The organism is Parapedobacter pyrenivorans (assembly GCF_014636865.1).
Taxonomy (GTDB): domain Bacteria; phylum Bacteroidota; class Bacteroidia; order Sphingobacteriales; family Sphingobacteriaceae; genus Parapedobacter; species Parapedobacter pyrenivorans.
In genome coordinates, this window is record NZ_BMER01000001.1 from 1,967,672 (window position 1) to 1,979,874 (window position 12,203).

Below are 12,203 nucleotides of genomic sequence, written 5' to 3' on the forward strand. Positions count from 1 at the left end.
GCAAAAGTAAAAAAGAACGGGAAATATACCGGGATTTTTGTTAACATTGACGATTCATGATTTTCGAAAATGAAAACACTAACCACATTGCTATTAGCTATATTGCCGTTTATGATTCTTGCACAGGAACAATCCGTCGATCTATTTGTCGGTACATATACGCATTCCGGTAAAAGTAAGGGTATTCACTTGTATGATTTTAATACTGCTACGGGTACGGCTTCGTTAAAAGGCACCGTCGCGGCGGAGAACCCTTCCTTTTTGGCCGTAAGCACAGACAGGAAATATGTCTATGCGGTGAACGAAAATGGAGATGGCAATGGGACAGTAAGCGCATATACATATGATGATGCAGCAAAAAAGCTCGCCCTGTTGAACCAACGGGCTACCGGAGGTGATCACCCTTGTCACATCGTTACGGACAGTAAAGGCACACACGTTGTGGTATCCAACTATTCGGGTGGGAATGTCGGTATATTTCCCATTCAATCCGACGGCAGCCTTGGGCCACTAAAGCAATTGATTCAATATGAGGGTAGCGGTCCTGACCAAAGCAGGCAAAAAGCCCCCCACGCGCATTCCGCTTTTTTTAGCCCGGATGAGAAGCAACTATATGTACAGGATCTAGGCACGGATAAAATCAATATTTATGATTACCATCCCGAAAATGCGACCAATCCACTGACTCCGGCAGCGCAACCGGCTTTAGCGGGCGCTCCGGGCGGCGGTCCGCGGCATATTGCGCTGTCTGCTGATGGCAGGTTTATTTACCTGTTACAGGAGCTGACAGCCCATGTAATGGTTTATCAGCAACGTGCCGGGACATGGGCTACCATCCAAGAAATTGCCATGAATGAGGCCGGCTTCGAAGGTAAAAACGGGGCGGCTGATATCAAATTATCGCCCGATGGGAAGTTCCTGTACGCGTCCAACCGGGGTGATGCCAATACGTTGGCGATTTATGGCGTGGATACGGCAACCGGCAAGCTCACGAAAATAGGCAATCAATCCGTGTTGGGAAGTGGGCCACGTAATTTTACGATGTCTCCCGATGGCAGGTATCTGTTGGTGGCCAACCAAAATACAGACGAAGTGGTGGTGTTTGCAAGGTCGGCCAATAGCGGTTTGCTTACGGATACAGGGCATCGTATCGCCGTAGGATCGCCGGTTTGCTTGGTGTTCTAAGCAATTATCCGCCTATGAAACTCCCCAAAGCCCATGTTTTTTCAAACGGTCTCGTCATCGGTGCCCAATTCAGGTTCTGCTTTCGGAGGTAACGCGTTCACGGGGGTATTGCCACTACTGAGTTGATGTGTCTCCTTGTCGTACATGCCGGCTAGATCGTCATCAGCAGTTCCTTCCCATTGTGCGGTGCCGATAAAATAGGCCGACCGGGCTATGAGGTGCGCTGCTACCGGAGCGGTAAGGATGAGAAAGAAGATAATCGCCAGCGCTTTTGTTGTTACGGAAACTTCTTCGGGAAAATAGAACGCCGCACTTAACAATAACAAACCACCGCCAAGTGTTGCTGCTTTTACCGTTACGGACAACCTGAGATAGAAATCGGGCATCCTCAGGATGCCGATGGCGGCAACAAGAATGGCCAGTGCGCCTATCGTACACAATACGCCGATGATGATATTGATCATTTTCGCCCCCTTTTTTCGATATAATAAGAAAATGCGATGGTGCCTAGGAACGCAATGAGCGCAAGGATCATGGCAACATCGATAAACGTTGATTTACCAGTACTTATGCTATAGACCGTAATCACGCTGATGCCAATGGTAATCAATAAATCCAGCGCGATCACACGGTCGACGATATCGGGTCCCTTGAAGAGCCTGATAAATACCAAAAGCAGCGATATTGCCAGGATCGGCAAAATCACGTAGTCGATGTAACTATCTAATGTCATCGTATAATCTCCAATAGTCTCCGCTCTACCCGTTCCTTAATCTGTTCGATAAACTGTTCCTTGCTCTTCATGTACATGGCATGGATATAAAGTACTTTCCGGTCTTCACTGACATCGATGACGAGCGTGCCGGGTGTCAATGCAATCATGGTAGATAACATGTTGATTTCGAAATCGCTCTCGGCTTCCATCGGGTATTTTACAATGCCGGGCTTCATAAAGAATTTCGGCGTGATCACATCATAGGCTACCTGGATATTCGCTTTTACCATTTCGTAAAGGAAGTACAAAACGAATCCAATGATTTTGGGCACACGATTGAAATAACGTTGATCGCGTTCATTGCGGTTCATCAGCCACAGCAGGAAAAACCCGATGGCGAAACCAAACAGGAAATTTGAATAGTATAACACGCCTGTCAATGCTACCCAAGTAAAGGCGAGCAGCAGGTTCATCAAAAATTGTTTAACCATGGTCGTACCGTTTACTGTAATTCATTCGTTCCCAAAACAGCCTCGATATAGGGTGAGGTGTCTTTCATCTCGCGGGCGATGTGCTTGACCACTGACGCGATATTTTCGGCGCCCAACCCGATGTATAGCGTGATGACAGCTAAAAAGACAATGGGTGTGACCAAAAGCGATTTCCTGAACTTGCTTAAAGGCTGGAAATCATCGGTAAGTACTCCTTCGTCTTCTATAATGGGCCGGTCTTTCCAAAAAACCTTTGACCACATCAGGGAAATAACATATAGCGTAGCAAAGCTACCAATAATAAGGGCCGCTATCAATGCATAATGACCACCCATGAATCCCGCTTCAAACAGGTGGATTTTGGGCCAAAATCCCGATAACGGCGGGATGCCTACCAGGGAAAAGAGGACAATCGCCATCAATAGCGACAACAGCGGATACTCCGCATACAGCCCGCCCAACTTATCCATATTCATGGTTCCGCGTAACTTTCGGATGAGGCCGGCAATCAGGAAGATGTTGGTCTTCACCATAATATCGTGGAATAGGTAAAATAGGGCCCCGGTTATCGCCACCTCTGAATACATACCCAGGCCACCAACCATGAAGCCGATATGGCAAACGATAAGGTAGGAAAACATCCGCCGGATGTTGTTTTTGATAACAGCACCAAAGGTGCCTGTGAGGATTGTAAATATCGCGAGAAAAACCAATAGTGTCCGGATGAAATCATCGGGAATAAATATCAGTGTAAATATCCGGAACAGCGCATAAATGCCAACCTTGGTGAGCAGGCCGCCAAATATAGCGGCCACTGCCGATGGCGGTGTGTGGTAAGAAGACGGCAACCAGAAGTATAGGGGGAATACAGCTGATTTGATCCCAAAGCCAATGATGAAGAAAATCGCCGTGATGTCGACTAGTTTTCGGTTCTCCAATGCTGCTACTTTAAGCGATAGGTCAGCCATATTAAGCGTGCCGGTAATGCCGTAGAGAATGCCGATCCCCGTAAGGAAGAAGGTAGAAGCCAGAATGTTCATGGCCATGTACTTCACAGATCCTTCGATTTGCGCCTTCCTGCCCCCCAGCGTCATTAATACAAAAGAGGCGATGATAACCACTTCAAACCATACATATAGATTGAAGATATCACCTGTGAGGAAAGCACCATTGAGTCCCATCAACAGGAAATGGAATATCGGAAAATAACCGTATATCATCCGGCCGCGTGCTATACCAGTGGCGGAATAGATGGAAACGGCAAGCCCCGAGAATGAGGTGAGTAATACCATGCTGCTGCTAAATACATCGGCCACAAACGAAATACCGAAGGGGGCTTCCCAACCCGCAGCCTGCATGGTGAGGATACCACCGTCCCACACTTGGGCAAACAACCCGATGGCCACCAGCATAGCAAGGAGACTGCCCGCGATGCTGATCATCCGCTGCGCAATTGTTTTACGCCAAAAGAAGAGCAATAGGATGGCCGTAAACAGGTGGACGACTACGGGGAAAACGATGGCGTTGTCAATCATATATCTTCTTCTTCCGGTGTGTTCAAATCATCAAGGTCGTCCGAATTGACCAATACATAAACCCGTTTCAATAAAACGATGGCAAACGACTGTATGCCGAAACTGATAACAATAGCCGTCAAAATTAACGCCTGCGGGATAGGGTCGGCATAGATATCGGTAAACAACTTGGCGGCATTGTCTATTACCGGGGGTTTGCCTTTCGTGATCCCCCCCAATAAGAAAATCAACAGGTTCGCGCCATTGCCCAATAAGATCAACCCGATCAATAATTTTACCATACTCCGCCGAAGTAGCATGAAAATGCCGGAAGCATACAATACGCCGATCAAGATGACAAGTACTAATTCCATGGCTATTCGCTGTATTGGGAAATGGTAAACAATATCGTAAGTACTACGCCGATGACGACAAGATATACCCCTAAATCAAAAAATAATGCAGAGCCAATCATCCCGATAACCGGGAAAGGTTCATCAAACCACAGGCCCGTCATTACGGGCATCCCTACGAACATGGGCGCAAACATGCTGAGTGCAGCAAGTGCAAGTCCCATTGGAATCAAGGAGCTGGGGTGGATGCGGAGCAGCTTCAGCGTCGCGTCCGTGTTGTGGGTAAAGCTATGGAGTACAAAGGCGATGGCAGCGATAAGCCCACCAACAAAACCTCCGCCCGGATAATAGTGCCCCCGTAGCAAAATGAATATCGAAAAAAGCAATAAAATAGGTAGCAAGTAATTCGATGCTGTTTTTAATATCGTACTCTTCATAATTATTCTTTCTCCGATGCCTTAAGTCGCAATTTCAATAAACTGACTACCCCCACTGCAGCGATGCTCAATACCACGATTTCAAACATCGTATCGAGACCCCTGAAGTCGACCAGAATAACGTTGACAACATTTTTCCCCTTGGCCAGTAGGTACGCGTTGTCTCCATAAAATTTACTTACCGTGCCGTCTACGGGTTGGTTTAAAACTTGTATGGCAACCAGCGCGATGACCAATCCAAATGCCGAGGCCACGATGCCATCGCGTATTCTTACCCCACGGTTGGCAAAATTGAGGAACGGCGGCAGCCTGAATAGGACCAGTACAAACAGTACGACGGTAAGCGTATCAATGGTGAATTGGGTCATCGCCAAATCGGGAGCGCTGTAAAATACGAATAAGAGACAGATGCAGTAGCCGATGACGCTCGTTGCCACCACAGCCGTAAGGCGCGAAGGGGCCGTGACGGTGATGTAAATAGCAGCAATGAGTATTCCCACCACCACCACTTCGTAGATGCTTATCGGCGAAAGGGTGTCGAACGTCAACTTGATCGGCCCACCCGTAAACAATCGAAATGCCAACAATAATATGGCGAATATGATGATGCGTAGTAGGTATACCCGAAGGTAACCATTGTGCAACGTGCGGGTGTATCTAATGGAGATCTTACGAGCATACCGTGCCAGGCTACCGATAATATGCTTTGGTGCCAGGTTGTTGTACCGTTCGATACTGGCCAGACTCGCGGCCGAGGGTTTCCGTACAATATACAATAGTGTACCCAACGCGAGGGTGACACCACTCAACAGTAACACCAAATTGAAGCCATGCCATATTTTCAACGGGGAGTCGATAGCCGATTGGTGCATCACATAGGCGGCGGGGTTGAGCAAGGCGTCGTCGACCAACCAAGGGGCGCAACCAAGAATAATGCCCAGTATCGCTAAGAGTAGCGGGGCGCCCCACATGAGGCCGTTGGGAAGGTGTACCTGGGCAAAACTGTCGGGCAGGTTACCCGTGAAGGGCTTGATGCCCGCCATAAAGCCGGCGCATAAGAGCAAGCCGTTAGTGAGCAGGGCCAGCGTAGTGAGGGCGATCATCCAGAAACCGGTAGTCTGCAACGTAGCCTCATATATGAGGTCTTTGCCGATAAATCCAAAGGTGAGCGGCAGGCCAGCACTGGATAATGCCGCCAATATGCCTGCAACGGAAAGAGGCATCAATACCTTGCGCAGACCCGACAACTGTGTCACATCGCGCGTGCCGGTCTCGTGGTCGATAACGCCAGCTGTCAGGAATAGCGAGGCTTTGTACAGCGCATGTACCAGAATGAATACGGAAGCCGCTAGTAATGACTCGGCGGTGCCGATTCCGATGAGGAAAACCAGCATTCCCAGCGCTGCAATGGTCGAATACGCCAGAATCGATTTTAGGTCCGTCCGGAAAATGGAGTGAAATGCGCTGTAGAGCATGGTGATGCCACCGATCACGACGAGTGGGTACATCCAATAATCGGTGCCACCCAAAACCGGCTGAAGCCTGGCCAATAGGTAAATGCCCGCTTTGACCATGGTGGCCGAGTGCAGGTATGCCGACACGGGGGTGGGCGCTTTCATGGCTCCGGGCAACCAGAAGTGGAAGGGGAATTGGGCCGATTTCGTGAATGCACCGGCAAATACCAAGATCAGGATTAATCCATATAGGGTATGGCTTTTAAGAAATTCATTGCTGCCCAACATTTCCTGTATCGAGTAGCTACCCGATAAATGGCCCATCAGAATCAATCCAGCCATCAGCAAGAAGCCGCCACCCCCGGTTACACCTAGGGCAATCAACGAGCTTTTGCGAGACGCCCCATTGCCATTATTGAATCCGATGAGGAAAAACGAGCTAATGCTGGTGAGCTCCCAAAAGATGAAAAGGAGCAATACATTGTCGGCCAATACTACGCCCAACATGGCTGCCATGAACAGACTAAGGTAGCCGTAGAATCGATCGAGGTACCGGTGCCCCTTCAGATACGGCGCAGCATATAAAAATACCAGTGAACCAACTCCCGTAATCAACAGGCTAAACAACAGGGAGAGCCCATCTAAATGGAAATCAAAATTGATTCCCAAACTGGGCACCCAAGGATGATGGGAATGGACATGGCGACCGTCTTGGATTGCAGGAATGAAACTGATGAAATAAGCAAATAAGGTAATCGGCAACAAAGCGACTAGGATAGCCAGCCGGCCGCGAAGATACTTCCCGAATGGGATATATAAGATGGAAACAATCAGGCCTGCAAGTACAGCTATCAGCATCTATCAAGTTCATTTAGTCCTCGGAGGGCACTAAAATATATAAATTTCTACAAGGGAATTGCATAAAAGTTGAAAAAATAGGATTTATTAAAGGTTCTTCTTAATATTGGATGCTCATCGAAATGTCTTAATTAAAATTGATCACTATGAAACTAACCATATTGGATGGATACGCCCTGAATCCAGGCGACTTGAGCTGGGAATACCTGAACCGCTACGGCGAAGTGATGGTCTATGACCGCACGCCGTCGACCGAAATTGTCGAGCGGGCCAAAGAGGCCGATGTGGTATTGACGAACAAGGTGCCGTTGGATACCGATACGTTGAAGCAGTTGCCCAAGTTGAAATATATTGGGGTACTGGCCACGGGATACAACATCATCGATATCAACCAAGCCAATCGGCAAGGGATTGTCGTGACCAATGTACCTGGATATAGTACCCGGTCAGTAGCGCAGCTGACATTCGCACTTTTATTGGAGCTCTGTCACCATGTGCAGTACCATAGTGACCGGGTGATGGAAGGAAAATGGGCACAATCGCCCGATTTTTCCTTTTGGGACTACCCGCTGATCGAACTTTCGGAGAAAACCATCGGCATTGTAGGTTTTGGCGATATCGGCGGGCAGGTTGCGGACATCGCCACGGCATTCGGTATGCAGGTTATGGCGTATAGTCGAACCGAGACAGATCAATCCCATCGAAGTAATTTTAGATGGGTTGGGCTGGATGAGCTGTTGGCACATTCGGATGTGGTCAGCCTGCATTGTCCGCTTACACCGCAGACCAACGGCATGATGAATAAGGATACGTTGGCAAAGATGAAGCCGTCTGCCTTTCTCATCAATACGTCAAGAGGGCCTCTTGTGGTGGAGAAAGATCTGAAAGAGCTGTTGAATAGGGGCAAGATAGCCGGAGCCGGGCTCGATGTATTGTCCGTAGAGCCGCCCGATCCGGACAATCCGTTGTTTGGGGCGAAAAACTGCCTGATTACGCCACATATCGCCTGGGCTACACAAGAGGCCCGATCTCGCTTAATGGAAATAGCCGATGCGAACTTGTCGGCTTACTTAGCAGGTAAGCCGGTGAATGTAGTTAACTAATTGTGAATCCTTATGTTTGTATGTGTAACCCTTTAAGATACTAAAATGAAAGATTATCGTTTCAACCGTTTTGTACTGCTGTGTTTTGTTTGCTTTTTGTTTGTCGGTAGTTATGCACAGGAGGCACAATACACGCCCCCCCAATTAAGCGATCCGGAGTCTTGGTCATTAGTGTTGATGCCCGATCCGCAGACCTATGTAAAGTTTGAGCGTAACCAGGGAGCCCTAGAATTGATGACGGGATGGATCAGTGAGCAAATCGAACCGTTGAATATCGGCATGGTGCTATGCACAGGAGATTTGGTGGAACATAACGATTGGTTGAATCCGAACGGTACCCAAGCCAACCAACCCGGCAAGAAACAATGGGAGGCTGTTGCAAGGGCATTTAACCGATTAGATGGTCGGGTTCCTTATATAGCTGCGACAGGCAATCACGACTATGGTGTGAAGAGTATAGAATACCGCCGAACGAATTATAACCACTATTTCCCCGTCGATAAAAATCCGCTGTCTCAAAAACTGTTGCGTGATGTGGGAATCGATAATGACGGCTATCCGTCGTTGACCAATGCTACGTATGAATTTACGACCCCCCATGGCCGTAAATTGCTTTTCATGGTGATCGAATTTGCACCACGGGACACCGTGTTGCGATGGGCGCTCCAAACGGTCAACCAAGAAAAATATGCCGAACACACGGTGATCTTACTTACCCACTCTTACCTTAATTCCAACAGTGAGCACATTGTTAAGGAGGGGTATCCGATTACAGACGGCAATTATGGAGCAGCGATATGGGAAAAGCTGGTAAAACCCTCGAAGAATATCCAACTGGTGTTCAGTGGGCATATCGGTAAACCGGATGATGTGCTGGGACATATCGGTTTCCGGACGGATACCAATGCTGGAGGGAAGCACGTGCAACAGATGGTCTTCAACGCACAGGCCCTTGGTGGAGGCTGGCACGGCAATGGCGGTGATGGCTGGTTGCGGTATTTGGAGTTTATGCCGGATGGGAAGACGGTGAAGGTGAAGACCTTTTCACCGCTATTCGCCATTTCCCCAACTACGCAACACCTGGCGTGGCGCACAGCAGCATACGATGAGTTTAGCTTTGAACTGGATAAGTAAATGATGGGATAGCGTGGTCGACATTGCAATGTCAGACCACGCTATTGCCACGTTACCCCCTCAGTTTCTCTGCGCCGGCCTTAATCTCTTCCACGACTCCCGGGTCAAGTAACGTCGTAATATCTCCTAAATTAGAGGTATCACCCTCTGCGATTTTCCTTAGAATACGTCGCATGATTTTGCCCGAGCGCGTTTTAGGAAGACCACTTACAAACTGGATCTTGTCCGGTTTGGCAATGGCCCCGATGATGCGGCTTACAGTTTGGTTAATGTCCCGACGGGTAAGATCTTCATCTACATGGTGTCCTGAGGCTATCACATAAGCATAAATCCCCTGACCTTTTACTGGATGGGGGTAGCCCACGATCGCTGATTCAACCACGTCACTGTGCATGTTGATCGCGTTTTCCAACTCTGCCGTGCCGATGCGATGGCCGGAAACATTCAAAACATCGTCTACACGCCCTGTAATACGGTAATAGCCATCTTCGTTGCGAAGACAGCCATCGCCCGTGAAATACATGTTTTCATAGGCAGCAAAGTAGGTCTGCCGGCAGCGTTCGTGGTCGCCGTAGGTGGTACGGATCATTCCAGGCCACGGGAATTTAATACAGAGGTTTCCGCTCACATTGTTGCCTTGTAGCTCATTTCCCTTTTCATCAACCAAGACGGGTTGTATACCCGGTAGTGGAAGCATAGCATAGCTTGGAATAGTGGGGGTGATGCCTGCGATGGGGGAGATTAGGATGCCACCATTTTCGGTCTGCCACCACGTATCCACGATGGGCGCTTTCCCCTTGCCAATTTTTTCGTTGTACCAATTCCAAGCTTCCTCATTGATGGGTTCGCCTACGCTGCCGAGCTTGCGGATACTGCTGAGATCTTTTCCATCAACATAGCTATCGCCCGACGCCATCAGCGAACGGATAGCGGTAGGAGCGGTATATAAGATGTTCACTTTGTGTTTTTCAACAATATCCCAAAAACGACCTGCATCAGGCCAAGTGGGTACGCCTTCAAACATCAACGATGTTGCACCTTGCGACAGTGGACCGTAGATGATGTAGGAATGTCCGGTGATCCAGCCGATGTCGGCGGTACAGAAATAAACTTCATCGGGTTGATACTGGAAAACATTGGCAAACGTGTAGCCCGTGTAAACCATATAGCCCCCACAGGTATGTACGACTCCCTTGGGCTTGCCGGTGGAACCAGAGGTATAAAGGATGAAAAGCATGTCTTCGGCGTCCATTTCCTCCGCGGGGCATGTTGGATTGCCCTGGGTCTCTACTTTCTTGATTTCGTCTTCCCACCACACATCGCGACCTTTGATCATGGATACGGGGGTGCGGGTGCGGGTAAGTACAATAACACGGTCGACTGCCTTGCATTGCACCAATGCATCATCGACGATGCTTTTTAGTTCGATGGTTTTGGTGCCGCGATACCCGCCATCCGAGGTGATGACCAGCCGGCAGCCCGTGTCGTTGATACGGTCGGCAATGGATTGCGCCGAGAACCCTCCAAAGACGACGGAATGAATGGCGCCGATACGGGCACAAGCCAAGACGGTAATGACCAACTCAGGAACCATGGGCAGGTAGATACATACACGGTCCCCTTTACGTACGCCATTGTTTTTGAGCACATTGGAGAATTGCTCTACCTTTTCCAGTAACTGCTTGTAGGTAAGCACCCGGTGTGCCTCATTGGGATCATTTGGCTCCCATACGATGGCTGGTTTATCACCCAGTTGGTAAATGTGGCGGTCTAAACAATTTTCGGTAATATTGAGCTTAGCGCCTTCGAACCATTTGATTTTGGGCTCTTTGAAATTCCAGTCCAACACATTATTCCACTTGCGCCGCCAATAGAAATGATCGGCTATCCCCGCCCAGAATTCCTCAGGTTTTTCGACACTGCGTTGATAAACCTCTTGGTATTCTTCAAATGATTTGATTTGTAAGTTCATATTAAGTTTAATTTTTTGCGTTATTTTGTTGGACAGCACATTGGCCTACACTTGGTTTTTAAAGCTGGCTAATTTACATACTTTTTGCAAAAAAGAGAATTTTCTGCCAAATGCTATTGGATAATAACCGTAGATTCTTGGACACATTACTCTTCAGCAACGTCTTTATCGCTGGCTGCGCTGTCGCACAGGGTTGGATGACATATCTGCTGCTGTTGATACCCGTCGATTACATCGTATTGGTCATTTTGGGTTGTGCAACCTTAGCATTATACAATTTCAGTATGATATTGGCTAAGCCACAGCATCCCGAGACTTCTCCCTATCGGCGCGTGCGTTGGGTCTTCCGGCATGAGCGGTCGCTTTGGGTATGGACCGGCGTAGCGTTGATTGTGGCGTTTGTGCTTGGCTTACAGCTTCATATGCCCTCATTTATATTGCTAGGAGTTATGGGCGTGATGGGGTTGGCCTATAATATGCCCATTATGCGGGTAGCGGGCAGGCAGCGTCGGGCCGGATTACGTCAAATCACCGGTTTGAAATTATTCTATATCGGGTTGGTGTGGTTGATGAGTAGCGTATTGCTTCCGGTGGCCGAAGCTTATCATGACGACTTTCAGATTGTCTGGCCACAGGTTGTCCAGTTGATGGGATGGGTATTCCTGTTTGTAGTGGCCATTACGATCCCGTTCGATATCCGCGACATCTATCAGGATAAGTATTATGGATTGAAAACGATTCCGGTTTTATTTGGCGAACGCAAAGCGCTCACCTTATCTACCATGCTGTTGGTGCTGCATATCGGCTGGGTTTGGTTTAGCAATTATTCGTTGGATATCCGATTGGCGTTGAGCATCGCGTCATTAATAACGCTATTTTTTATTCTGTTCTCGCCCGTGAAGAAAAACGAATACTATTACTTTCTACTGTTGGATGGCACGATGTTGTTGCAGTTTCTTGCTGTCTATTTGGCTTTATACCTTTAAA

The 12,203-nt window shown here is 48.3% G+C and carries 12 protein-coding genes; 4 read left to right on the forward strand and 8 right to left on the reverse strand.

The window, feature by feature from the left end; all coding sequences use genetic code 11:
* The first annotated feature begins 69 nt into the window (after positions 1–69).
* Entirely contained in the window at positions 70–1,185 is a 1,116-nt protein-coding gene (locus IEV98_RS07760; protein WP_188505300.1) for a lactonase family protein, read from the forward strand.
* Positions 1,186–1,226: 41 nt separating this feature from the next.
* On the opposite strand, the gene mnhG is transcribed toward IEV98_RS07760, so the two are convergent.
* Genes mnhG through IEV98_RS07795 form a run of 7 tightly spaced genes read right to left on the reverse strand, consistent with a single transcriptional unit; the run spans position 1,227 to position 7,007 of the window.
* Positions 1,227–1,649 carry a monovalent cation/H(+) antiporter subunit G gene (gene mnhG / locus IEV98_RS07765; RefSeq protein WP_188505301.1) on the reverse strand — a complete coding sequence of 141 codons (423 nt, stop codon included), beginning with the start codon at positions 1,647–1,649 and terminating at the stop codon, positions 1,227–1,229.
* The gene (locus IEV98_RS07770; protein WP_188505302.1) at positions 1,646–1,918 is read right to left on the reverse strand and encodes a cation:proton antiporter; all 273 of its coding nucleotides are present in this window, start codon (positions 1,916–1,918) and stop codon (positions 1,646–1,648) included. Before IEV98_RS07770 ends, mnhG begins: the two co-directional genes overlap by 4 nt.
* Positions 1,915–2,391, reverse strand: coding sequence for a Na+/H+ antiporter subunit E (locus tag IEV98_RS07775; protein WP_188505303.1), 477 nt, complete (start codon positions 2,389–2,391; stop codon positions 1,915–1,917). Before IEV98_RS07775 ends, IEV98_RS07770 begins: the two co-directional genes overlap by 4 nt.
* A gap of 11 nt (positions 2,392–2,402) precedes the next feature.
* On the reverse strand, positions 2,403–3,926 hold the full coding sequence (locus IEV98_RS07780; protein ID WP_188505304.1) for a proton-conducting transporter transmembrane domain-containing protein: 1,524 nt from the start codon (positions 3,924–3,926) through the stop codon (positions 2,403–2,405).
* The gene (locus IEV98_RS07785) at positions 3,923–4,279 is read right to left on the reverse strand and encodes a Na+/H+ antiporter subunit C (protein ID WP_188505305.1); all 357 of its coding nucleotides are present in this window, start codon (positions 4,277–4,279) and stop codon (positions 3,923–3,925) included. The genes IEV98_RS07780 and IEV98_RS07785 overlap by 4 nt, the downstream gene beginning before the upstream one ends.
* Before the next feature lie 2 nt (positions 4,280–4,281).
* Positions 4,282–4,695, reverse strand: a complete 414-nt coding sequence (locus IEV98_RS07790; RefSeq protein WP_188505306.1) for a Na+/H+ antiporter subunit B — start codon at positions 4,693–4,695, stop codon at positions 4,282–4,284.
* A 2-nt stretch (positions 4,696–4,697) separates the two neighbouring features.
* Complete coding sequence (locus IEV98_RS07795; RefSeq protein ID WP_188505307.1) at positions 4,698–7,007, reverse strand: putative monovalent cation/H+ antiporter subunit A; 2,310 nt, start codon at positions 7,005–7,007, stop codon at positions 4,698–4,700.
* Between the two features lie 146 nt (positions 7,008–7,153).
* On the opposite strand from IEV98_RS07795, the gene IEV98_RS07800 reads away from it, so the two are divergent.
* Together IEV98_RS07800 and IEV98_RS07805 are read left to right on the forward strand one after the other, a co-directional pair.
* Positions 7,154–8,110 carry a D-2-hydroxyacid dehydrogenase gene (locus IEV98_RS07800; RefSeq protein WP_188505308.1) on the forward strand — a complete coding sequence of 319 codons (957 nt, stop codon included), beginning with the start codon at positions 7,154–7,156 and terminating at the stop codon, positions 8,108–8,110.
* A gap of 45 nt (positions 8,111–8,155) precedes the next feature.
* Entirely contained in the window at positions 8,156–9,244 is a 1,089-nt protein-coding gene (locus tag IEV98_RS07805; protein ID WP_188505309.1) for a metallophosphoesterase, read from the forward strand.
* 52 nt (positions 9,245–9,296) lie between these two features.
* Here IEV98_RS07805 and acs read toward each other — a convergent pair whose 3' ends face one another.
* Positions 9,297–11,216 carry an acetate--CoA ligase gene (acs, locus tag IEV98_RS07810; protein ID WP_188505310.1) on the reverse strand — a complete coding sequence of 640 codons (1,920 nt, stop codon included), beginning with the start codon at positions 11,214–11,216 and terminating at the stop codon, positions 9,297–9,299.
* A gap of 137 nt (positions 11,217–11,353) precedes the next feature.
* On the opposite strand from acs, the gene IEV98_RS07815 reads away from it, so the two are divergent.
* Positions 11,354–12,202 (forward strand): UbiA family prenyltransferase, encoded by an 849-nt coding sequence (locus tag IEV98_RS07815; protein ID WP_188505311.1) that lies wholly within the window; start codon positions 11,354–11,356, stop codon positions 12,200–12,202.
* The last annotated feature ends 1 nt before the right edge of the window (position 12,203 follow it).